Annotated in this window: 18 protein-coding genes and 1 tRNA gene; 13 read left to right on the top strand and 6 right to left on the bottom strand. The window is 71.9% G+C overall.

All coding sequences use genetic code 11. The annotated features are described in order from the left end of the window. Positions 1-294: 294 nt before the first annotated feature. From ABZ340_RS34295 to ABZ340_RS34270, 6 genes are all read left to right on the top strand, one after another. Entirely contained in the window at positions 295-1338 is a 1044-nt protein-coding gene (locus ABZ340_RS34295; protein ID WP_358785798.1) for an ABC transporter substrate-binding protein, read from the top strand. Between the two features lie 46 nt (positions 1339-1384). Beyond that, positions 1385-2257, top strand: a complete 873-nt coding sequence (locus tag ABZ340_RS34290) for a siderophore-interacting protein (RefSeq protein WP_358785797.1) — start codon at positions 1385-1387, stop codon at positions 2255-2257. 331 nt (positions 2258-2588) lie between these two features. Further along, positions 2589-4031: a lysine decarboxylase DesA gene (desA, locus tag ABZ340_RS34285; protein WP_358785796.1), complete on the top strand. Its 1443-nt coding sequence runs from the start codon at positions 2589-2591 to the stop codon at positions 4029-4031. Then, positions 4015-5292 carry a lysine N(6)-hydroxylase/L-ornithine N(5)-oxygenase family protein gene (locus ABZ340_RS34280; protein ID WP_358785795.1) on the top strand — a complete coding sequence of 426 codons (1278 nt, stop codon included), beginning with the start codon at positions 4015-4017 and terminating at the stop codon, positions 5290-5292. Before desA ends, ABZ340_RS34280 begins: the two co-directional genes overlap by 17 nt. Beyond that, complete coding sequence (locus tag ABZ340_RS34275; RefSeq protein WP_358785794.1) at positions 5289-5894, top strand: GNAT family N-acetyltransferase; 606 nt, start codon at positions 5289-5291, stop codon at positions 5892-5894. The genes ABZ340_RS34280 and ABZ340_RS34275 overlap by 4 nt, the downstream gene beginning before the upstream one ends. Continuing rightward, positions 5891-7660, top strand: coding sequence for an IucA/IucC family siderophore biosynthesis protein (locus ABZ340_RS34270; RefSeq protein WP_358785793.1), 1770 nt, complete (start codon positions 5891-5893; stop codon positions 7658-7660). Before ABZ340_RS34275 ends, ABZ340_RS34270 begins: the two co-directional genes overlap by 4 nt. 85 nt (positions 7661-7745) lie before the next feature. Here the strand turns inward: ABZ340_RS34270 and ABZ340_RS34265 are convergent, their stop codons facing one another. After that, positions 7746-9320, bottom strand: coding sequence for a beta-N-acetylhexosaminidase (locus ABZ340_RS34265; RefSeq protein ID WP_358785792.1), 1575 nt, complete (start codon positions 9318-9320; stop codon positions 7746-7748). Positions 9321-9452: 132 nt separating this feature from the next. Between ABZ340_RS34265 and ABZ340_RS34260 the strand changes: the two genes are divergently transcribed. The 3 genes from ABZ340_RS34260 (at position 9453) to glmS (ending at position 12616) form a co-directional block, all read left to right on the top strand. After that, positions 9453-10355, top strand: coding sequence for a DUF4429 domain-containing protein (locus ABZ340_RS34260; RefSeq protein ID WP_358785791.1), 903 nt, complete (start codon positions 9453-9455; stop codon positions 10353-10355). 172 nt (positions 10356-10527) lie between these two features. Then, positions 10528-10785, top strand: coding sequence for a hypothetical protein (locus tag ABZ340_RS34255; protein ID WP_055417062.1), 258 nt, complete (start codon positions 10528-10530; stop codon positions 10783-10785). Positions 10786-10798: 13 nt separating this feature from the next. Beyond that, positions 10799-12616: a glutamine--fructose-6-phosphate transaminase (isomerizing) gene (gene glmS, locus ABZ340_RS34250; RefSeq protein WP_358785790.1), complete on the top strand. Its 1818-nt coding sequence runs from the start codon at positions 10799-10801 to the stop codon at positions 12614-12616. Positions 12617-12969: 353 nt separating this feature from the next. Here glmS and ABZ340_RS34245 read toward each other — a convergent pair whose 3' ends face one another. Next, entirely contained in the window at positions 12970-13497 is a 528-nt protein-coding gene (locus ABZ340_RS34245; protein ID WP_358785789.1) for a universal stress protein, read from the bottom strand. Between the two features lie 321 nt (positions 13498-13818). Between ABZ340_RS34245 and ABZ340_RS34240 the strand changes: the two genes are divergently transcribed. The 4 genes from ABZ340_RS34240 (at position 13819) to ABZ340_RS34225 (ending at position 16833) form a co-directional block, all read left to right on the top strand. Further along, the gene (locus ABZ340_RS34240; RefSeq protein ID WP_358785788.1) at positions 13819-14148 is read left to right on the top strand and encodes a hypothetical protein; all 330 of its coding nucleotides are present in this window, start codon (positions 13819-13821) and stop codon (positions 14146-14148) included. A gap of 386 nt (positions 14149-14534) precedes the next feature. Next, on the top strand, positions 14535-15806 hold the full coding sequence (locus tag ABZ340_RS34235; protein WP_358785787.1) for a helix-turn-helix domain-containing protein: 1272 nt from the start codon (positions 14535-14537) through the stop codon (positions 15804-15806). A 237-nt stretch (positions 15807-16043) separates the two neighbouring features. Next, positions 16044-16646: an oligoribonuclease gene (gene orn, locus ABZ340_RS34230; RefSeq protein WP_358785786.1), complete on the top strand. Its 603-nt coding sequence runs from the start codon at positions 16044-16046 to the stop codon at positions 16644-16646. Between the two features lie 114 nt (positions 16647-16760). Next, positions 16761-16833: transfer RNA gene (locus ABZ340_RS34225), tRNA-His, on the top strand. A gap of 97 nt (positions 16834-16930) precedes the next feature. Here the strand turns inward: ABZ340_RS34225 and ABZ340_RS34220 are convergent. The 4 genes from ABZ340_RS34220 to ABZ340_RS34205 form a co-directional block, all read right to left on the bottom strand. Next, complete coding sequence (locus ABZ340_RS34220) at positions 16931-17986, bottom strand: LacI family DNA-binding transcriptional regulator (protein WP_358785785.1); 1056 nt, start codon at positions 17984-17986, stop codon at positions 16931-16933. A gap of 229 nt (positions 17987-18215) precedes the next feature. Further along, the gene (locus tag ABZ340_RS34215; protein ID WP_358785784.1) at positions 18216-19673 is read right to left on the bottom strand and encodes a GH1 family beta-glucosidase; all 1458 of its coding nucleotides are present in this window, start codon (positions 19671-19673) and stop codon (positions 18216-18218) included. A 241-nt stretch (positions 19674-19914) separates the two neighbouring features. After that, a complete protein-coding gene (locus ABZ340_RS34210) occupies positions 19915-20838 on the bottom strand; it encodes a carbohydrate ABC transporter permease (RefSeq protein ID WP_358785783.1) in 924 nt (307 codons plus the stop codon). Positions 20839-20852: 14 nt separating this feature from the next. Continuing rightward, positions 20853-21845, bottom strand: a complete 993-nt coding sequence (locus ABZ340_RS34205) for a sugar ABC transporter permease (RefSeq protein ID WP_358785782.1) — start codon at positions 21843-21845, stop codon at positions 20853-20855. Between the last annotated feature and the right edge of the window lie 375 nt (positions 21846-22220).

Here is a 22220-nt window from a genome sequence, read left to right as displayed (position 1 = left end):
TTTTTTTTTTTTTTGTTCTCTTTTCGTGTGTTGACGCCCCCCCCCCCCGGCGCGGGGGGGGGGCGCCGGGGGCGGCCCGCCCCCCCCCCCGGCGGCTGCGGCGCGTGTGCGCGGCGGGGGCAGCGCCACGCCCCCCCGTTGGGCGGGCGGATTCCCCGGCCGGCCGGCGCGGAGGGCCGGGCCCCGGGACCTCTTGGCCCCGAAGCGAGGTTAGGCTAGCCTAAGCGCGGTTCCGGCTCCTGGCGCCGGCACGCGCCCTCTGTAGCCTCGTACGGACGAAAGCAGACCCCACCCATGTCGAACGGCACCTCCGCCAACCTCACCCGTCGCAGCCTGCTCGCCACCGGCGGCGCGCTCGGCCTTGGCGTCGCGCTGACCGCATGCGGCGGCGGCTCGGAGGACGGCGGCTCGGACGCGTCGGCGTCTGCCAAGGCGTCCGGCCCCTGGTCCTTCAAGGACGACCGCGGCACCACCGTGAAGCTGGACAAGGTCCCCACGAGGATCGTGGCCTTCACCGGTGTCGCCGCCGCCCTGTACGACTACGGCATCGAGGTCGAGGGCGTCTTCGGGCCGACCAAGACCCAGGACGGCAAGGCGGACGTCCAGGCCGGCGACATGGACGTCAGCAAGCTGACCGTCTTCGGCAACAAGTACGACCAGTTCAACGTCGAGCAGTACGCGGCCTTCCGGCCCGAGGTCCTGATCTCCACGACCTTCGACGACGCCGGCACGCTCTGGTACGTCCCGGAGAGCTCGAAGGACAAGATCGCCAAGCTCGCCCCGAGCGTCGCCGTCTCCGTCTACGACCGCCAGCTGACCCAGCCGCTGCAGCGCATGCTGGAGCTGGCCAAGTCGCTGGGCGCCGACGTGACCTCCAAGAAGATCACCGACGCCAAGAAGCGGTTCGAGGACGCCTCCGCCCGCCTGCGCGCCGCCGCCAAGGCCAAGCCGGAGATCAAGGTCATGGCGGGCTCCGCCAGCCAGGACCTGTTCTACGTCTCCGGCACCAACCTCTCCGTCGACCTGGAGTACTTCAAGGCCCTCGGCGTGAACTTCGTCGAGCCCTCGGAGAGCGCCAAGAAGGCGACCGGCGGCTGGTTCGAGTCGCTGAGCTGGGAGAACGTCGACAAGTACGGCGCCGACATCATCATGATGGACGACCGCTCCTCCACCATCCAGCCCGCCGACATCACCGAGGGAACCTGGAAGAAGCTGCCCGCCGTCAAGGCCGGCCAGGTCATCTCCCGCTCGCCCGAGCCGATCCTGTCGTACGACAAGTGCGTGCCGATGGTCGAGAACCTCGCCAAGGCCATCGAGAACGCGAAGAAGGTCAGCTGATCCCCCGCGCCTGATCCCCGTCCGTCCTGACCCCTCAGGAGCCACCGTGACCACCGCCGTAGCCGCCGCGTTCCGTTTCTTCTCCCTCCAGGTCGTACGGACGAGGCGGCTCGGCCCGTCTCTGGTCCGTGTCACCTTCACCGGGCCCGACCTGCACGCCTTCCACTCCGACGGGCGTGACCAGTCGCTGTCGCTGTTCCTGCCGCACCCCGGCCAGAGCGAGCCGGCCGTGCCCGTCGAGCTGGGCGACGGCTGGTGGCAGGGGTGGCGGGAACTCCCGGACGACGTGCGGGCGGTGATGCGGTCGTACACGCTGCGGGCGCTGCGCCGGGACGCCGACGGGCACACGGCCGAGATCGACATCGACTTCGTGCTGCACGGCGTCGAGCCGGGCGCCGCCGTCGAGGCGGGTCCCGCCTCCCGCTGGGCGGCCCGCGCCGCCGCCGGCGACAAGGTGCTGCTGATCGGCCCCGCGCTCGCCGACAACCGCGCCATCCGCTTCCGTCCGCCCGCCGACGCCGACCTGGTGGTGATCTGGGGCGACGAGACCGCCCTGCCGGCCGCCTCCGCGATCCTGGAGTCGCTGCCGGCGGGGACCCGCGCCCGGGTCTGGCTGGAGGTGCCGCACGCGGCGGACGTGCAGGAGCTGGTGACCGCGGCGGACGCCGAGGTGACCTGGCTGGTGCGCGACGAGCACGACGCTCCCGCCGACGGCTCCCCGCTGGCCCTGGAGGCCGTACGGGCGGCCGGACTGCCGGCGGCCGAGCGGCCGTACGTCTGGATCGCGGGCGAGTCGGGCTGCGTGAAGCAGCTGCGCCGGCACTTCGTGGGCGAGCGCGGCATCGACCGGCGCCGGGTCACCTTCGTCGGTTACTGGCGCCGGGGCCTGACCGAGGAGCAGCTGCGCGAGCAGGAGTGACCCCCAGGGCCTGTCGTCGGACTCCCGTCCGCCTCGCGACGCCATGCACGCACTCTCGCCGCAAGGCCCGCCCTTCGGGCGGACGACGGGAGTCCGACGGCAGGCCCTCACCCGGCACGGGCACGACCGCCGCACGCCCGGACGTGACGCACGGCGGCAACCGCCGCGCCCGCAAGGCCGTTTGAGGCCGTATGAGGCCGTATCGACGTGACAGCAGTCACCCCTGGGACGCACTTCGATCGAGCTAGTTAGGTTAGGCTAACCTAAGTCGAAGCCAAGGGCTCCGCCCTCTCCCGTCCCTCTCGGACCGTCCCCACCGGAGGACCCCCACATGCGCTCGCACCTGCTCAACGACACCACCGCGGAGCAGTACCGCCGCTCCGTGACCCAAGGAGTCGAGCGGGTGGCCGCGAAACTCGCCACCACCGACCGTCCGTTCACCGGCGTCACCGCCGACGCCCTCGCCCCCCGCATCGACGCGATCGACCTGGACCGGCCGCTGCACGACACCACCGCGGTCCTCGACGAACTGGAGGACGTCTACCTCCGGGACGCGGTCTACTTCCACCACCCCCGCTACCTGGCCCACCTCAACTGCCCGGTCGTCATCCCGGCCGTGGTCGGCGAGGCCGTCCTGTCCGCCGTCAACTCCTCCCTGGACACCTGGGACCAGTCGGCCGGCGGCACCCTCATCGAGCGCAAGCTGATCGACTGGACCGCCGGCCGCATCGGCCTGGGCCCGGCCGCCGACGGCGTGTTCACCTCCGGCGGCTCCCAGTCCAACCTCCAGGCGCTGCTGCTGGCCCGCGAGGAGGCCAAGAGCGAGGACCCCGGAAAGCTGCGCGTCTTCGCCTCCGAGGCCAGCCACTTCAGCGTGAAGAAGTCCGCGAAGCTGCTCGGCCTCGGCCCGGACGCGGTGGTCACCGTCCCCGTCGGCCACGACAAGCGGATGCAGACCGTCGCCCTCGCCCGCGAACTGGAGCGCTGCGCGCGGGACGGCCTCGTGCCCATGGCCGTCGTCGCCACCGCCGGCACCACCGACTTCGGCTCCATCGACCCGCTGCCGGAGATCGCCGGGCTGTGCGCCCAGTACGGCGTGTGGATGCACGTCGACGCCGCCTACGGGTGCGGGCTGCTGACCTCGCTGAAGTACCGGGACCGCCTGAACGGCATCGAGCGCGCCGACTCGGTCACCGTCGACTACCACAAGTCCTTCTTCCAGCCGGTGAGTTCCTCCGCCGTGCTGGTCCGCGACGCCGCCACCCTGCGCCACGCCACCTACCACGCCGAGTACCTCAACCCGCGCCGCATGGTGCAGGAACGTATCCCCAACCAGGTGGACAAGTCCCTCCAGACCACCCGCCGCTTCGACGCACTCAAGCTGTGGATGACGCTGCGCGTGATGGGCGCCGACGGCATCGGGGAGCTCTTCGACGAGGTGTGCGACCTGGCCGCGGAGGGCTGGAGGCTGCTCGCCGCCGACCCGCGCTTCGACGTCGTGGTGGAGCCGTCGCTGTCCACCCTGGTCTTCCGCTACGTCCCGGCGGCCGTCACCGACCCGGCCGAGACCGACCGCGCCAACCTCCACGCCCGCAAGGCCCTGTTCGCCTCCGGCGACGCGGTGGTCGCGGGCACCAAGGTGGCCGGCCGCCACTACCTGAAGTTCACCCTGCTCAATCCCGAGACGAAGGCGTCCGACATCGCCGCCGTCCTCGACCTGATCGCCGGCCACGCCGAGCAGTACCTGGGAGAGTCCCTTGACCGCGCGTCCTGAAGCCCCGGAAAGCACCTACGACTTCGTGGGGGTCGGACTGGGCCCCTTCAACCTCGGGCTGGCCTGCCTGACCGAGCCCATCGCCGAACTGAACGGCGTCTTCCTGGAGTCCAAGCCCGACTTCGAGTGGCACGCCGGCATGTTCCTGGACGGCGCCCACCTCCAGACCCCGTTCATGTCGGACCTGGTCACCCTCGCCGACCCGACCTCCCCCTACTCCTTCCTCAACTACCTGAAGGAGAAGGGCCGGCTGTACTCGTTCTACATCCGCGAGAACTTCTACCCCCTGCGGGTCGAGTACGACGACTACTGCCGCTGGGCCGCCTCCAAGCTGAGCAGCGTCCGCTTCTCCACGACGGTCACCGAGGTGACGTACGAGGGCGAGCTGTACGTCGTGCGCACGACGGCCGGCGACACCTACCGCGCCCGCCGGCTCGTCCTGGGCACCGGCACCCCGCCGTACGTCCCCGACGCCTGCCGCGGCCTGGCCGGCGACTTCATCCACAACTCCCGCTACGTGCAGAGCCGGGCGGAGCTGACGAAGAAGAAGTCGATCACGCTGGTCGGCAGCGGCCAGTCCGCCGCCGAGATCTACCACGACCTGCTGAGCGAGATCGACGTCCACGGCTACCAGCTCAACTGGGTCACGCGCTCCCCGCGCTTCTTCCCGCTGGAGTACACCAAGCTCACGCTGGAGATGACCTCCCCGGAGTACGTCGACTACTACCGGGCGCTTCCGGAGGCCACCCGCTACCGGCTCACCGCCGAGCAGAAGGGCCTGTTCAAGGGCATCGACGGCGACCTGATCAACGAGATCTTCGACCTGCTCTACCAGAAGAACCTCGGCGGCCCGGTCCCCACCCGCCTGCTCACCAACTCCGCCCTCACCGACGCCCGCTACGAGGACGGCACCTACACCCTGTCCTTCCGCCAGGAGGAGCAGGGCGAGGAGTTCGAGCTGCGCTCGGACGGCCTGATCCTGGCCACCGGCTACAAGTACGTCGAGCCCGAGTTCCTCAAGCCGGTCCGCGACCGGCTGCGCTACGACTCGCAGGGCAACTTCGACGTCGCCCGCAACTACGCCATCGACGTCACCGGCCAGGGGGTCTTCCTCCAGAACGCCGGCGTCCACACGCACAGCATCACCTCGCCCGACCTGGGTATGGGCGCCTACCGCAACAGCTACATCATCCGTGAGCTGCTCGGCAGGGAGTACTACCCGGTCGAGAAGTCCATCGCGTTCCAGGAGTTCGGCGTATGAGCACCACCCCCGGCACCCCCACCGGCACCACCCCCGCCCCCACCGGCACCACCGGCACCACCGGCACCCCGGGCATCGGGTCCCTCACCCTGCGCCCCCTCGACCCGGCCGGGGACGCCGAGCTGCTCCACGGCTGGGTCACCCACCCCAAGGCCGCGTTCTGGATGATGCAGGACGCGACCCTGGAGGACGTCGAGCGCGCGTACCGGGAGATCGACGCCGACGAGCACCACCACGCCTACCTCGGCCTGCACGACGGCGAGCCCGCGTTCCTGATGGAGAAGTACGACCCGGCCCAGCGCGAGCTGGCCGGCCTGTACGAGCCGCGGCCCGGCGACGTCGGCATGCACTTCCTGGTCGCGCCGACGGACCGGCCGGTCCACGGCTTCACCAGGGCCGTCATCACCGCCGTGATGGCCCACCTCTTCGCGGACCCGGCCACCGCCCGCGTGGTCGTCGAGCCCGATGTGAACAACAAGGCCGTGCACGCCCTGAACGCGGCCGTCGGCTTCGTGCCCGAGCGCGAGATACAGAAGCCGGAGAAGAAGGCCCTGCTGAGCTTCTGCACCCGCGAGCAGTTCGAGAAGGCGGTGTCCGCATGAGCCTCGCCGACGCCGTCGCCCACCTGACCCCCGAGCACTGGGAGCGGGCCAACCGCCTGCTGATCCGCAAGGCGCTCGCCGAGTTCGCCCACGAGCGGCTGATCACCCCCGAGCGGGACGGGGAGGCGTACACCGTCCGCAGCGACGACGGCCTCACCCGCTACCGCTTCACCGCCGTGCGCCGCGCCCTGGACCACTGGCAGGTCGACGCGGACTCGATCACCCGCCACCGCGACGGGTCCGAACTCCCCCTGGCTGCCCTGGACTTCTTCATCGAGCTGAAGGACTCCCTCGGCCTGAGCGACGAGATCCTGCCGGTGTACCTGGAGGAGATCTCCTCCACCCTCTCCGGCACCTGCTACAAGCTCACCAAGCCGCGGGTGACCTCCGCCGAGCTGGCGCGGGCCGGTTTCCAGGCCGTCGAGACCGGCATGACCGAGGGCCACCCCTGCTTCGTCGCCAACAACGGGCGGCTGGGCTTCGGCATCCACGAGTACCTGTCGTACGCCCCCGAGACCGCGAGCCCGATCCGGCTGGTGTGGCTGGCCGCGCACCGCTCCCGGGCGGCGTTCACGGCCGGGGCGGGCATCGAGTACGAGTCCTTCGTCCGCCAGGAGCTGGGCGAGGAGACCGTGGAGCGCTTCCACGGCGTGCTGACCGGCCAGGGCCTGGACCCGGCCGACTACCTCCTCGTCCCGGTCCACCCCTGGCAGTGGTGGAACAAGCTCTCCGTCACCTTCGCCGCCGAGGTCGCCCGCAGGCACCTCGTCTGCCTGGGCGAGGGCGACGACGAGTACCTCGCCCAGCAGTCCATCCGGACCTTCTTCAACACCTCCCACCCCGAGAAGCACTACGTGAAGACGGCCCTGTCCGTCATCAACATGGGCTTCATGCGCGGGCTGTCGGCCGCCTACATGGAGGCCACCCCGGCCATCAACGACTGGCTCGCCCGGCTGATCGAGAGCGACCCGGTGCTGAAGTCGACGGGCCTGTCGATCATCCGGGAGCGGGCGGCCGTCGGCTACCGGCACCTGGAGTACGAGAAGGCCACCGACCGCTACTCGCCGTACCGCAAGATGCTCGCCGCGCTGTGGCGGGAGAGCCCGGTGCCCTCCCTGCGCGACGGCGAGTCGCTCGCCACGATGGCCTCCCTCCTCCACGTCGACCACGAGGGGGCGTCCTTCGCGGGCGCGCTGATCGAGCGGTCCGGGCTGGCGCCGAAGGAGTGGCTGCGGCGCTACCTGCGGGCGTACTACACCCCGCTGCTGCACAGCTTCTACGCCTACGACCTGGTGTACATGCCGCACGGCGAGAACGTCATCCTGGTCCTGGAGGACGGCGCCGTGCGGCGGGCGATCTACAAGGACATCGCCGAGGAGATCGTGGTCATGGACCCCGACGCGGTGCTGCCGCCGGAGGTCTCCCGCATCCGCGCCGAGGTGCCGGACGACATGAAGCTGCTGTCGATCTTCACGGACGTCTTCGACTGCTTCTTCCGCTTCCTCGCCGCGCACCTCGCCGCCGAGGGGGTCATGACGGAGGACGACTTCTGGGACACGGTCGCGGAGGTCACCCGCGCGTACCAGGAGTCGGTGCCGGAACTGGCCGACAAGTTCGCCCGGTACGACATGTTCGCGCCCGAGTTCGCGCTGTCCTGCCTCAACCGGCTCCAGCTGCGCAACAACAAGCAGATGGTGGACCTCGCCGACCCCTCCGGCGCCCTCCAGCTGGTGGGGAACCTGACGAACCCCCTCGCCGGGCGGTAGGCCCCGGCCCCGCGCGGACGGACGGGCACCCCGGAGTACGGTCCTCCGGGGTGCCCGTCAGGCGTCTGTCCCCGGGCTCAGGCGCCTATCCCTGCGCCGGCCAGGGCACCTGGGGCGACCGGTGGAAGCCGATGCCCAGTGCCTCCCACCGCGGCCCCTGTGCCGCGAGCCGCTCCTTGTAGGCGTCCCAGTCGTGCGTGGACGCCGGCGACCAGCCCAGCTCGGCGATGCCCGGCAGCCGGGGGAAGGCCATGTAGTCGATGTGGGCGGAGTTGTCGACGGTCTCCGACCACAGCGGCGCCTCGACGCCCCGGACCGCGGCGGCGGGCGCGCCCGGCAGGTAGGCGCCCGGGTCCCAGTCGTAGGAGCGCTGCACCTCGACGTATCCCGCCCAGGACAGGCCGAGCGGGGTGTCCTTGGTGTACTTCATGTCCAGGTAGGACCGGTCGGCCGGGGACAGGATCAGCCCCGTGCCGTTCTGCGCGGCCTTGGCCACCTGGGCCTTCTCCGCGTCGCCGGTGCGGTCCAGGCCCCAGTACTGCACGAGCGCCCCCTCGGCCGGGGCGGCGCCGGTGAGCTGGTGCCAGCCGATGACGGTCTTGCCGTACTTGGCGACGACCGGCTGGACCCGTTCCATGAAGGCCACGTAGTCGGCGTGGCTGGTGGAGTGCGCCTCGTCGCCGCCGATGTGGAAGTACCGGCCCGGGGTGAGGGCGGCGACCTCGCGGACGACGTCGTCGACGAAGTCGTACGTGATGTCCTTGCCGACGCACAGCGAGCTGAAGCCGACCTTGATGCCGGTGTAGAGCGGGGGTGCCACGCCGTCGCAGTTCAGCTCGGCGTAGGAGGCGAGGGCCGCGTTGGTGTGGCCCGGCATGTCGATCTCGGGGACGACCTCCAGGTGCCGGGAGGCCGCGTACCGCACGATCTCCTTGTACTGGTCCTTGGTGTAGAACCCGCCCGGTCCGCCGCCGACCTCGGTGGAGCCGCCGTAGGCGGCCAGGCGCGGCCAGGAGTCGACGGCGATGCGCCAGCCCTGGTCGTCGCTGAGGTGCAGATGCAGCTTGTTGAGCTTGTAGAGGGCGATCTGGTCGATGTACCGCTTCACCTCGTCGACGGTGAAGAAGTGCCGGGCGACGTCCAGCATGGCGCCGCGCCAGGCGTAGCGCGGGGTGTCCTCGACGGTGCCGCCCGCCACCAGCCAGGGGCCGGGCTGGACGGAGTCCTTCTCGACGGCGGCCGGGAGGAGCTGGCGCAGCGTCTGGACGCCGTGGAACAGGCCCGCCGGCTCGCGGGCGGTGATGGTGACGCCCGAGCGGCGGCTGTCGAGGCGGTAGCCCTCGGTGCCGTAGGGGCCGTCGGCCAGGCGCAGCCGGATGCCTCCCTCGCCGCGGGTGGTGACGGGCAGCCGGTAGCCGGTCGAGGGCCGCAGCACGTCGGCGAGGTATTCGCCGACCCGGCGGGCCTCGCGCGGGCCGTCGACGCGGATGTGGGTGCCGCGCGTGATGCGGTACGGGGACCCGCCCGGCTCGACCGAGGCGGGGGCCGGGATCACCCGGTCCAGGGGGACGGGGGCCGCGGCGTCCGGCGCGGGGGCGGCGGCGGTGGTGGCGAAGGCTCCGGCCGCCACCAGCAGCAGCGTGCCGAGCAGCCGGGTCATGCGGGGAGTCGTTCTGTGGTGCCGTGGGTGCCGTCTCACATGCGCTCCCTTCAGCTCAACTCCGGGGCCCCGCAAAGGAAGCCCCGATGGGTGTAGACCACTCTCCCGCAGATCCGGTGAAACAATCCCCCCATGGCGGAAATCATCCAGAAGGACGGCACGTGGGTTTTCGACGGCGACGCCCTGCGGCTGACGCCCGGACGGGACAAGAACGTCGGTCTGCTGCGCAGGTCCCTGGGTGAACTCGCCGTCCCGCTGCGGGCGTTGGCGGGGATCTCCTTCGAGCAGGGCAGGAAGGCCGGGCGGCTGCGGCTGCGCCTGCGGGACGGCGCCGACCCCCTGCTGCTCGCCACCGGCGGGCGGCTGGCGGAGCCCCACGACCCGTACCTGCTGACCGTGGAGCCCGACCGGTACGGCGTCGCCGAGTACGTCGTGGACGAGGTCCGCAACGCCCTGCTGCTGGAGCAGGTGCCGTCCGACCCGGTGAACACCTATCTGCTGCCGGGTCCCGCCGTGCCGTTGTCGGTGTCGGCGGGGGACGGCACCGCGAGCTTCGACGGTGAGCAGGTCCGCCTGGAGTGGAACTGGAAGACGGAGGACGCCAAGGCCGCCGCCGGCACCCGCACGCTGCCCCTGGCGGACATCACCGCCGTGGAGTGGCAGCCGGCGGTCGGCCTGGACAACGGCCACCTCCGCTTCACCGTGCGGAACGCGCCGACCAAGGCGCCGGCCAAGTACGACCCCCACGCGGTGGAGCTGTGGGGGTTCAAGAAGGACCCGCTGATGGCCCTGGTCGCCGCCGCCGTCCAGGCCCGGCTGCCGCACCCGGCCAGGGCGGCCTCCGAACGCCCCGCGGCCCTGCCCGCGGCGGCGCCCGCGCCGGGGTCGCCCGCGCCCGGGACGCCCGCGCCCGCCGAGGACGAGCACGACGCGCTGCTGCGGCGGCTGCGGGAGCTGGGCGAGCTGCACCGCACCGGTGTCCTGACGGACGAGGAGTTCGCCCTGGCCAAGCAGGCGGTGCTGAAGCGGATGTGATCCGGCCCGCGGCGGCACCCGAAAGAACGAGAAGCAACGAGAAGTAACGAGACCGGCAAAACCCTGCAAACCACCCTCAAACCCCTCCCTCGCGCAAGATCAACGGCCACCCCCTGCCCGAATTCGGGCAGGATCCTTGCGAAACGGCCACCGCTCCCCCAGGATCTACCGGGTGCACGACGAACTCGTTGATCATCTGACGCGGTCGACGCCCCTGAGCCGGGGCGAGGCGCTGCGCGTGATCCAGGACGTGCTCGCCTACTTCGACGAGACGACCGAGGAGTACGTCCGTCGCCGCCACCGCGAGCTCCAGGCCCAGGGCCTGGTGAACGCGACGATCTTCGAGCGGATCGAGGCGGACCTGAAATACCGGGCGGTGGCACCGCCGGAGCTCTCGCTCCGCCAGCTGCGCCGCATCGTCTACGGCTGAGGAATACGTTTCTATGTGCGGAATCGTCGGATACATCGGGAAGCGTGACGTCGCTCCCCTGCTGCTGGAGGGCCTCCAGCGGCTGGAGTACCGGGGCTACGACTCGGCGGGCATCGTCGTCACCTCCCCGAAGGCGGCCGGCCTGAAGATGGTCAAGGCCAAGGGCCGGGTCCGCGACCTGGAGGCCAAGGTCCCGGCGCGCTTCAAGGGCACCACCGGCATCGCCCACACCCGCTGGGCCACCCACGGCGCCCCCTCCGACGTCAACGCCCACCCGCACCTGGACGCCGAGGGCAAGGTCGCCGTCGTCCACAACGGCATCATCGACAACGCCGAGGACCTGCGCCGCAAGCTGGAGGCGGACGGCGTGGAGTTCCTCTCCGAGACCGACACCGAGGTCCTCGTCCACCTCATCGCCCGCTCGCAGGCGAAGAAGCTGGAGGACAAGGTCCGCGAGACCGTGCGCCTGATCGAGGGCACGTACGGCATCGCCGTGCTGCACGCCGACTTCCCGGACCGCATCGTCGTCGCCCGCAACGGCTCCCCGGTCGTCCTCGGCATCGGCGAGAAGGAGATGTTCGTCGCCTCCGACATCGCCGCCCTGGTCGCCCACACGCGCCAGATAGTCACCCTCGACGACGGCGAGATGGCCACCCTCAAGGCCGACGACTTCCGCACCTACACCACCGAGGGCACCCGCACCACCGCCGAGCCCACCACCGTGGAGTGGGAGGCCGCCTCCTACGACATGGGCGGCCATGACACCTACATGCACAAGGAGATCCACGAGCAGGCCGACGCCGTGGACCGCGTGCTGCGCGGCCGGATCGACGACCGCTTCTCCACCGTGCACCTGGGCGGCCTCAACCTGGACGCCCGCGAGGCGCGCCGCATCCGCCGCGTGAAGATCCTCGGCTGCGGCACCTCGTACCACGCGGGCATGATCGGCGCCCAGATGATCGAGGAGCTGGCCCGCATCCCCGCCGACGCCGAGCCGGCCTCGGAGTTCCGCTACCGCAACGCGGTCGTCGACCCCGACACCCTGTACGTCGCCGTCTCCCAGTCCGGTGAGACGTACGACGTGCTGGCGGCCGTGCAGGAGCTCAAGCGCAAGGGCGCCCGGGTGCTGGGCGTGGTCAACGTGGTCGGCTCCGCGATCGCGCGGGAGGCCGACGGCGGCATCTACGTGCACGCCGGTCCCGAGGTGTGCGTGGTGTCGACCAAGTGCTTCACCAACACCTGCGTCGCCTTCGCGCTGCTCGCCCTGCACCTGGGCCGGGTGCGCGACCTGTCCGTGCGCGACGGCAGGCGGATCATCGAGGGCCTGCGCCGGCTGCCGCAGCAGATCTCCGAGATCATGGAGCAGGAGGAGGAGGTCGAGAAGCTGGCCGAGCAGTTCGCCGAGGCCCGCTCCATGCTCTTCATCGGCCGTGTCCGCGGCTACCCGGTCGCCCGTGAGGCCTCCCTGAAGCTCAAGGAGGTCTCCTACATCCACGCCGAGGCCTACCCGGCCTCCGAGCTCAAGCACGGCCCGCTCGCGCTGATCGAGCCCGCGCTGCCGACGGTGGCGATCGTGCCGGACGACGACCTGCTGGAGAAGAACCGCGCGGCCATGGAGGAGATCAAGGCCCGCAGCGGCAGGATCCTCGCCGTCGCCCACCAGGACCAGCCGAAGGCCGACCACACCATCGTCGTGCCGAAGAACGAGGACGAGCTGGACCCGATCCTCATGGGCATCCCGCTCCAGCTCCTCGCCTACCACACGGCGCTGGCGCTCGGCCGGGACATCGACAAGCCGCGCAACCTGGCCAAGTCGGTGACGGTGGAGTAACGCCCCCGCCCGCGGCCGGACATGAACGACCCCCTGTGTGCCATCCGCACAGGGGGTCGTCCCCTTGGGGCCGGGGCCGCCCTGCCCCGGCCCGGAGCCGCCCGCCGGTGGCCGTCACCCCCCGGCCGGCAGCGCGCCCGGGAAGACTCCCTTCCCGTGTGCGCGGTGGTGCGTTGACCGGTATATGCCCTCCGCCAGAGGGCGGACACCCTCGCGGCCCGGTGAATCGCCCCGCCGCGCAAGGAAGTTGCCGCCCCGCCGTCCGAGGCCGCCGCTCCGGTGGCGCGTCGCGGGCGCGGGCGCGGCGGCGGACGCGCGGGGTTACGGGATGACGGGGTTACGGGGTGACGGGGTTACGGGATGACGACGACGGGCCGCTTCGCCCGCTTGGCGAGCCGGCCGGCGACGGAGCCGAAGATGCGGCCCACGATGCCGTGCGTGGAGCCGACGACGATCGCGTCCGCCTCGTACTCCCGCCCCACCTCTTCGAGCTCGTGGCAGATGTCGCCGCCGCGCTCGACCAGGATCCACGGCACCTCGGCGAGGTAGTCCGCGCACGCCAGCTCCAGGCCCAGCACCTCGGTGCGGTGGTCCGGCACGTCGACGAAGACAGGGGGCTCGCAGCCCGCCCACACGGTCGTGGGCAGCCGGTTGGCCACATGGACGATGATCAGGCCCGACCCCAGCCGCCGTGCCATGCCGATCGCGTAGGCGAGGGCGCGCTCGCTGGAGAGGGAGCCGTCGAAGCCGACGACCACGCCGTGCCTGAAGGCGGGATCGCACGCGTGGTGAAGCTCTTCCGCCGCCAGGGGGTCGGCCGCCGTCGGGTCGGCGACCGGCCGCTTGCGGTCCGCGGGTTCGAAGAATTCGTGACCGGCCATGGCTGTCTCGGCGTTGTGATCCTTTATGGGTGGGACATCAGTGTGCGGCGGAGCTGTGTCCGGGAATGGTCTTCCCAACCCCATACCCGCAAGGGTACGGCGGCACGCCTCCTTAGCCCAGATCCCGCGCACTCTCCGTGGCGGTTCCCCGGAGCATGCACGAGGGGGCGCCCGCAACGCAATGGTTGCTGCGCTGTACAGGCGGTTTGCGGGGAATTCCGTTACCCGTGGGGATGACGTCACGGGCCCGCCCGGGACGGACAGTGACCGGCGGGCCGGACGGCCGTTGATCCACGCGAGCCACCGCCCCAGGGAGCCCCCATGTCCGGACCGCAGGACCCCGCCGCGCCCCCCGAGACGCCTCCCGGGCCGCGCCACGCGGATACGCGGGGACGGGACGGCATCACCGACCTGGTCCGCTGGGCCGCCTTCAGCTGCGTCCTCGTCCCCGTCGTGCTCCTGTGGTTCGGCACCTCCCTGGCCGGTGCCGCCGGCACGGCCCTCGGCCTGGCCGCCGTCACCGGCGCGTGCCGCGTGCTCCTGCGCCGCTCGGAGCGGTGCGCGGCCGGTCCGCCCGCCGGGGGCGGCCGGACCGGGCCGGGGGCGCGCGGGGGCGGTCGGCACGGCAGGGGGAGCACACCGGTCGACTGACCGGTTTCCGCGCACGCCCCCGTTTCTTTTCAGCCAACTTCTGCGGGGGGCCCTGCTCTTGCCGAAACCACTCCCCTTCCCCCGTTCCACCTGCACGGAAAGGGTCTCCGGGCCCCTGCGCACCCTACGGGGATTGGCCACTGCCACAAGGCGCACTTCCCTGGGGCGCCCGCGAGTGCAACGCTTCGTGATCGAATGCTTCACGCCAAGTTGTCATGTCGACAATGTGCCGAGTGCCGAACCGGCCACCCCGGCATGACGGGACGCAGTAGATTCGATCATGACTGTCTACGGCGGGGGACTCGTGCAGGACCGAGGGGAAACGTGTTGGAGCGACAGACCCGAAGGGACCAGGGCGCCGCGACCACCGAGGGGGGCTTAGCAGGATGAGCCACGACTCCGCTGCCGCGCCGGACGCCGCGGCCCGGAAGCTGTCCGGGCGACGCCGCAAGGAGATCGTCGCGGTGCTGCTGTTCAGCGGCGGACCCATCTTCGAGAGTTCCATACCGCTGTCGGTGTTCGGGGTCGACCGCCAGGACGCCGGCGTGCCGCGCTACCGCCTGCTGGTGTGCGCCGGCGAGGAGGGCCCGCTGCGGACCACGGGGGGCCTGGAACTGACCGCGCCGCACGGCCTGGAGGCGATCTCCCGGGCCGGCACCGTGGTGGTGCCCGCGTGGCGCTCGATCACCTCGCCACCGCCCCAGGAGGCGCTCGACGCCCTGCGCCGGGCGCACGAGGAGGGGGCCCGCATCGTCGGGCTGTGCACCGGCGCCTTCGTGCTGGCGGCGGCGGGCCTGCTCGACGGCCGTCCCGCGACCACGCACTGGATGTACGCGCCGACGCTGGCCAAGCGCTACCCGTCGGTGCACGTCGACCCGCGCGAGCTGTTCGTCGACGACGGGGACGTGCTGACCTCGGCGGGCACGGCGGCCGGCATCGACCTGTGCCTGCACATCGTGCGCACCGACCACGGCAGCGAGGCGGCCGGGGCGCTGGCCCGGCGCCTGGTGGTGCCGCCGCGCCGCAGCGGCGGCCAGGAGCGCTACCTCGACCGGTCTTTACCCGAGGAGATCGGCGCCGACCCGCTCGCCGAGGTCGTCGCCTGGGCGCTGGAACACCTCCACGAGCAGTTCGACGTGGAGACGCTGGCGGCACGCGCGTACATGAGCCGTCGTACGTTCGACCGCCGGTTCCGCTCGCTGACGGGCAGCGCGCCGTTGCAGTGGCTGATCACGCAGCGGGTGCTGCAGGCGCAGCGGCTGCTGGAGACGTCGGACTACTCGGTGGACGAGGTCGCGGGCCGTTGCGGCTTCCGCTCGCCGGTGGCCCTGCGTGGCCACTTCCGCCGTCAGCTGGGCTCGTCCCCGGCCGCCTACCGGGCCGCCTACCGCGCCCGCCGGCCCCAGGGCGACAAGCAGGCCGCCGGCGAGGGCGGCGCGGCCGGTGCCCCGGCGGCGTCCGGCCCGTCCCCGTCCGCGGTCCAGCAGTCCGGGCCGCTCGCCGGGGACGGCCCGGTGCCGTACCAGTCCCGCCGCGCGGCGGCCGGCACCGTCGGCTCCCCGTCGCCGCAGCCGCTGCACGCGGCCTCGTCGGAGAACGGCCGTGAGGCGTACGTGCCCAGCCGGGCGAGCGTGCCGGGGCAGCGCAGCGCCACCTGACACCCGGCGGACGCCGCGGAACGCCGGACGGGAGGGGAACCCGCCCGTCCGGCACCGCGGGGACGCGCCCGTCCGGCACCGCGGGGACGCAGGCGCCCGGCGGCCCGGGAACCGGGCCTCTCCCGGCCACGGCGGGCCCCGGGAGCGGCAGCCTCCGCGGCAGCGCCCCGGCGGCCCCGCGAAAGCCCGCCCCCTGCCGGGGACCACGGCGCGGCACGACCGCCGTAGGGTGTTCGCATGAACGATCGCATGGTGTGGATCGACTGCGAGATGACCGGCCTCTCGCTGTCCGACGACGCGCTCATCGAGGTGGCCGCCCTCGTCACCGACTCCGAGCTGAACGTGCTCGGCGACGGCGTGGACATCGTCATCCGCCCGCCGGAGCGGGCGCTGGAGACGATGCCGGAGGTGGTGCGTCAGATGCACACCGCGTCCGGGCTGCTCGCGGAGCTGGAGAACGGCACGACGCTGGCGGACGCCGAGGAGCAGGTCCTGGCGTACGTGAAGAAGTACGTGAAGGAGCCGGGCAAGGCGCCCCTGTGCGGCAACTCGGTCGGCACCGACCGCGGCTTCCTCCTCAGGGACATGCCGACCCTGGAGGACTACCTCCACTACCGGATCGTCGACGTTTCGTCGATCAAGGAGCTGGCCCGCCGCTGGTACCCGAAGGCGTATTTCAACAGTCCGCAGAAGAACGGCAACCACCGCGCGCTCGCCGACATCCGCGAGTCCATCGCCGAGCTGCGCTACTACCGCGAGGCCGTCTTCGTCCCGCAGCCCGGCCCCGACTCCGACACCGCCAAGGCGATCGCGGCCCGGCACGTCCTGCCCGCCCAATAGGCGGAACGGGGGCCCGGGAAGGGGCGCCGCGAAAGCCGTGCGCGAGCACCCCTTCGGACCCTGTACACTTTTTCTCGGCCGGTCGGGGAGAAACTCCCCGGGGATCCGGTCATGGTGGGTGTAGCTCAGCTGGTAGAGCACCTGGTTGTGGTCCAGGATGCCGCGGGTTCGAGTCCCGTCACTCACCCTGGTTAGTCAGCCGGTGGCCTTGCGAAAGGTCACCGGCTGATTCCGTTTCGGGGTCCTGTGCGCGAGGGCGGGCAGGGGCGGGCGCCCCGGCCGGGTCACGAGGACCGGCGCACCACCAGTTCGGTCGGCAGGACCACCTGCTGCCGCTCCGGCCCCCGCGCCACCGCCGGGCGGCGATCGGCTATCTCGGCGAGGAGGAGGCCGATCATCCGGCGGCCCATCTCGTCGATGGGCTGGCGCACGCTGGTCAGGGGCGGGTCCATGTGGCGGGCGATCGCGGAGTCGTCGTAGCCGACGAGGGCCACGTCGTCCGGGATGCGGCGGCCCGCCTCCCGCAGCGCCTGGCGGGCACCGGCCGCGGTCACGTCGGAGCCGGCGAAGACCGCGTCCAGGTCCGGGCAGCGCTCCAGCAGGGCCGCCATCGCGCGGCGGCCCCCCTCCTCCGTGAAGTCCCCCGGCTCGATCAGCCGCTCGTCCGCGGCGTGCCCCGCGTCCCGCAGGGCGGCCCGGTAGCCCTCCACGCGCCGCTGGGCGCCGTAGACGTCGAGGCGGCCGGTGATGTGGGCTATCCGGCGCCGCCCCCCGGCGAGCAGGTGCTCCACGGCCGAGCGGGCGCCGCCGTAGTTGTCGGAGTCCACCGAGGGAAGGGACTCCGCGGCCGACCGCGGGCCGCTGATCACCGCGGGGATCTCCAGCTGCGCCAGCAGGTCCGGCAGCGGATCGTCGGCGTGCACCGAGACCAGCAGGACGCCGTCCACCCGGTGCGCGGCCAGGTACTGGGCGAGCCGCCGCCGCTCCCGGTCGCTGCCCGCGAAGATCAGCAGCAGCTGCATCTCGGTGTCGGACAGCTCGGCCCCGACGCCGCGCAGCATGTCCGAGAAGTACGGCTCGGCGAAGAACCGGGTCTCCGGCTCCGGCACGACCAGCGCGACGGCGTCCGTGCGGTTGGCGGCCAGGGCCCGCGCGGCCGTGTTCGGGACGTAGCCGAGCTCCGCCACCGCCGCCTCGACGGCGGCCCGTGTCGCGTCGCTGACCCGGGGCGAGCCGTTGATCACGCGGGAGACGGTGCCGCGGCCGACACCGGCGCGGGCAGCGACCTCCTCCAGGGTCGGCCGCCGGCCGCCCCGGCTCCGCCCACCGTTGACCGTCATGATCGCCGCCTCCCGTTCGCAGCCGTCAGGCCAGGAATGTAACAGCCGGGACCGCGCCGCACCCGGGCCCGTCGCCCCTCGCCTGCCGGAACGTTTCCCCGCCGGATCGTTTCCTCGCCGGGCCGCTCCCGCCGGGGCGCGGGGAGCCAAGCACGGAAAGCCGGGCCCGGAAAGCCGGACGGGGGCGCGGCCGGTGTCACGGCGGCGCCCCCGGGGCCGGGGCGGGGCGTCAGTCCTGCGCGCCGGCGGCGGGCAGCGCGTTCTGCCGGATCACCTCGGCGTACCAGTGGGCGCTCGCCTTGGGGATGCGGCGCTGGGTGGAGTAGTCGACGTAGACGGCGCCGAAGCGCTTGGAGTAGCCGTAGGACCATTCGAAGTTGTCCAGCAGCGACCACAGGAAGTAGCCGCGTACGTCGGCTCCGTCGGCGATCGCCCGCCGGACGGCGTCCAGGTGGGCGTGCAGGTAGGCGATCCGCTGCGGGTCGTTGACCCGGCCCTCGGGGGAGACGTAGTCGTCGAAGGCGGCGCCGTTCTCGGTGACCATCAGCGGCAGGGAGGGGTGGGAGGCCGCCAGGCCGGTCAGCAGGGTGTGCAGCCCGCTCGCGTCGATGGCCCAGTTCATCGCCGTGAGGTTGTCGTTGGCGAGGTGGAAGGCGACGTGCTCGGAGCCGGTCCACGGCGAGTGGTCGCTCGCGCCGTGGCCGTCGTTCTTCGTCGTGCCGGCGCCGTCGGCGGGCAGGGAGACCACGGTCGGCGCGTAGTAGTTGACGCCGAGCACGTCGATGGGGCGGGAGATCTCGGCCAGGTCCCCGTCCCGCACCAGCTGCCCCCAGTCGACGAGGTGACCGGTGTCGGCGAGCAGGTCCTCGGGGTAGGCGCCGTCCAGGATCGGGCCGGTGAAGATCCGGTTGCCGACCGCGTCGATGCGGCGGGCCGCCTCGGCGTCCTCGGGGCTGCCGGTGAGCGGGCGCACCTGGTGCAGGTTGAGGGTGATGGAGGTCTGCGCGGACGCCGGCAGCGCCGCGCGCAGCGCCCCGATCGCCTGGCCGTGGGCCAGGTTGAGGTGGTGGGCGGCGCGCAGGGTGGCGGCCGGGTCGGTGCGGCCCGGGGCGTGCACGCCGGAGCCGTAGCCGAGGAACGCCGAGCACCAGGGCTCGTTGAGGGTGGTCCACACGCCGATCCGGTCCCCGAGGGCGCGGGCCATGATGCCGGCGTACTCGGCGAAGCGGTGCGCGGTGTCGCGGTGCGGCCAGCCGCCCGCGTCCTCCAGCTCCTGCGGCAGGTCCCAGTGGTAGAGGGTGGCGACGGGGGTGATGCCGGCCTCGAGGAGCTCGTCGGTGAGGCGGCGGTAGAAGTCCAGGCCGCGCTCGACGGCGGGGCCGCGGCCGGTGGGCTGGACCCGGGACCAGGAGACGGAGAAGCGGTACGCCTTCAGGCCGAGGTCCTTCATCAGCGCCACGTCGTCGCGGTAGCGGTGGTAGTGGTCGGCGGCGATGTCGCCGGTGTCGCCGTTGAGGACCTTTCCGGGGGTGTGGCTGAAGGTGTCCCAGATGGAGGGGGTGCGGCCGTCCTCGGCGGCGGCGCCCTCCACCTGGTAGGCAGCGGTGGCGGCGCCCCAGACGAAGTCCGTGGGGAAGGAGAGGGCCGATGCCGGCCGGGCGGTGACCTCGGGTCGTACGGTGGTCATGGTGTGAACGCTCCCAAAGTGGCGTGAGGAGAGGCCGGACAGTGGACCGGCTGTGGGGGGAGGAGGGGTGGGCGGGCGGCTCTCGCGGACGCGCGCGGCCCGGGTCCGGTACGGCCCGTGTGCGGGGCTGGGCAGGGCGGGCCGTACCGGACGGTGGGCGGGCGGGGCGCGGCGAGCGGTCGGACCGGCGTCGGTGGCGGTCCGGCGTCGGTGGTGGTCCGGCGTCGGTGGTGGTCCGGCGTCAGCCCTTGACGGCGCCCGTCATGATGCCTCCGACGATCTGCTTGCCGAAGATCACGAAGACCAGCAGCAGCGGCAGGGTGCTGATCAGCGCGCCGGCCATGACGATGCTCTGGTCGGGGGTGTAGGAGGCGCTGAGCTGGCCGAGGGCCACCTGGATGGTGGGGTTCTGCTGGTTCAGGGCGAGGAAGGGCCAGAAGAAGTCGTTCCACGCCTGCACGAAGGTGAGCATGCCGAGCACCATCATCGCGGGCCGGGCCGCGGGCAGGACCACGTGCCACACGATGCGCAGGTTGTTCGCCCCGTCCACCTTGGCCGCCTCGATCAGCTCGTAGGGCAGGGCCTCCAGCAGGTACTGGCGCATGAAGAAGACGCCGAAGGCGCCGACGAGGGTCGGGAAGATCACCGACTCCAGCTGCCCGCCCCACCCGATGTCGGACATCATCATGAACAGCGGGACGACGCTGAGCTGCGGGGGGATGGTCAGGGTGGCGATGACCGCGGTCATCAGCACGCCCCGGCCGCGGAAGCGCATCTTGGCGAAGGCGTAGCCGGCCAGGGTGCAGAAGAACAGCGTGGCCGCGGTGATGGAGCCGGCCACGATGACGCTGTTGACGATGGCCTTGCCGAGGTTGGCCTGCTCCCAGGCCGCCTCCAGGTTGTTCAGGAGCCTGCCGCCCGGCACGAGCGGCGGCGGGCTGTCGAGGACCCGCTGCTGGTCGTGCGAGGCGGCCACCAGCGTCCAGTACAGCGGGAAGACCGAGCCCAGGCCGACGACGGCCAGGATGAGGTAGGTGAACGGGCCGCCCTTGAGCTGTCCGCCGGCGCCGATCTTGAAGCGGTTGCGGCCGGTGCCCGCGGAGGCGGGGAGCGGGGCCGTGCCGGGGTGCGGCGCGGCGGTCTTGGTGGGACTGGTCGTAGTCATCGTTGTCGCTCCCGTCAGACCGCGCTCTTGCGCATGAACCGGCCGACGATCCAGTTGATCAGGGCGATGAGCAGCAGCAGGACGAGCATGGCCCAGGCGACGGCCGCGGCCGGGCCCAGGTGCCCGAGCTTCCAGCCGTAGTTGTAGAGGTAGATGCTGAGGGTCTCGTACTGGTGCTCGCTGCCGCCGACGGAGCCGAGGGTGCCGCCTTGGAGCAGCAGCGGCTCACCGAACAGCTGAAGCGAGCCTATGGTCGAGATGACGATGGTGAACAGGATCGTCGGCCGCAGCGAGGGGATGGTCACCTTGAGGAACTGCTGCCAGCGGTTGGCCCCGTCGATCGAGGCCGCCTCGTACAGGTCCGTCGGCACGGCCTGCATGGCCGCCAGGTAGATCAGCGCGTTGTAGCCGGTCCAGCGCCAGATCACGATGATCGCGATGGCGATCTTGGACGTCCAGTGGCCGTTGCCCCAGTCCACGGCGTCGACGCCGAAGAAGCCCAGCACCCAGTTGACCAGGCCGCCGTCGGCCCGGAAGACCAGGGCGAAGACGAGGGCCGCGGTCGCCACCGAGGTGGCGTACGGGGTGAGGATCACCGTCCGCCAGAACGTGCTGGCCCGCAGCTTGTAGTTGAGCAGGTGGGCCAGGCCCAGCGCCATGAGGAGCTGCGGGACGGTCGAGATGACGCCGATGACGAAGGTGTTGCTGACGGACAGCCAGAACTCGGAGTCCTGGAGGATCTTGGCGAAGTTGTCCCAGCCGACCCATTCGGACTGGTCCAGGCCCGCCATCTCCACCCGGTGCAGGGCGATCCACCCGGTGTAGAGGAGCGGGTAGAGCCCGAAGGCGCCGAAGACGAGGAAGAAGGGGGCGATGTACGCGTACGGCGACACCTTGTCGTCGAAGCGCCACAGCCGCGCACGCCAGGCGCTGCGCTCTTTCGGCGCGGCGCCGGAGCCGCCGGGCGGTGTCTTGTGGGCGCCCCGTGTGGGGGTTGTCGTTGCCACGGAGGGAATCCTTCCCTGGGAGGTCTCGGCCGGGTAGGGGGCGGGGCGGGGGCGGGAGGCGAGTGCACGGGCCGGGCGCCCGTCCCGCCGCCCTCTTCTGCGCGGATCGCCACGGTGGCGAGCGGCCCGCGTCGCGGCCTGACGTGCGTGCGGTGCTAAGACCCGGGCGCCGGGTGCCGGGTTCCGCGGTCGGGCACCGGGGTCGCCGGGCGGGTGCCGGGGCCGCCTGGTCGGGTGCCGGGGTGTGCAGGGGTGTGCAGGGATGTGCGGGCGGGTGTCCGGGTCGCCGGGCGGGTGCCGGGGCCGCCTGGTCGGGTGCCGGGGTGTGCAGGGGTGTGCAGGGATGTGCGGGCGGGTGTCCGGGTCGCCGGGCGG

Source organism: Streptomyces sp. NPDC006134, from assembly GCF_040628835.1.
Taxonomy (GTDB): Bacteria; Actinomycetota; Actinomycetes; order Streptomycetales; family Streptomycetaceae; genus Streptomyces.
This window is presented reverse-complemented; position numbering and strand designations above follow the sequence as displayed.

Bases quoted from the DNA above. Each gene is read 5' to 3' on its own strand.
- glmS (WP_358785790.1), top strand. From the start codon at position 10,799: ATGTGCGGAATCGTCGGATACATCGGGAAGCGTGACGTCGCTCCCCTG.
- ABZ340_RS34270 (WP_358785793.1), top strand. From the start codon at position 5,891: ATGAGCCTCGCCGACGCCGTCGCCCACCTGACCCCCGAGCACTGGGAG.
- ABZ340_RS34245 (WP_358785789.1), bottom strand. From the start codon at position 13,497: ATGGCCGGTCACGAATTCTTCGAACCCGCGGACCGCAAGCGGCCGGTC.
- ABZ340_RS34215 (WP_358785784.1), bottom strand. From the start codon at position 19,673: ATGACCACCGTACGACCCGAGGTCACCGCCCGGCCGGCATCGGCCCTC.
- ABZ340_RS34275 (WP_358785794.1), top strand. From the start codon at position 5,289: ATGAGCACCACCCCCGGCACCCCCACCGGCACCACCCCCGCCCCCACC.
- ABZ340_RS34265 (WP_358785792.1), bottom strand. From the start codon at position 9,320: ATGACCCGGCTGCTCGGCACGCTGCTGCTGGTGGCGGCCGGAGCCTTC.
- ABZ340_RS34260 (WP_358785791.1), top strand. From the start codon at position 9,453: ATGGCGGAAATCATCCAGAAGGACGGCACGTGGGTTTTCGACGGCGAC.
- ABZ340_RS34240 (WP_358785788.1), top strand. From the start codon at position 13,819: ATGTCCGGACCGCAGGACCCCGCCGCGCCCCCCGAGACGCCTCCCGGG.
- desA (WP_358785796.1), top strand. From the start codon at position 2,589: ATGCGCTCGCACCTGCTCAACGACACCACCGCGGAGCAGTACCGCCGC.
- ABZ340_RS34235 (WP_358785787.1), top strand. From the start codon at position 14,535: ATGAGCCACGACTCCGCTGCCGCGCCGGACGCCGCGGCCCGGAAGCTG.
- ABZ340_RS34210 (WP_358785783.1), bottom strand. From the start codon at position 20,838: ATGACTACGACCAGTCCCACCAAGACCGCCGCGCCGCACCCCGGCACG.
- ABZ340_RS34295 (WP_358785798.1), top strand. From the start codon at position 295: ATGTCGAACGGCACCTCCGCCAACCTCACCCGTCGCAGCCTGCTCGCC.
- ABZ340_RS34220 (WP_358785785.1), bottom strand. From the start codon at position 17,986: ATGACGGTCAACGGTGGGCGGAGCCGGGGCGGCCGGCGGCCGACCCTG.
- orn (WP_358785786.1), top strand. From the start codon at position 16,044: ATGAACGATCGCATGGTGTGGATCGACTGCGAGATGACCGGCCTCTCG.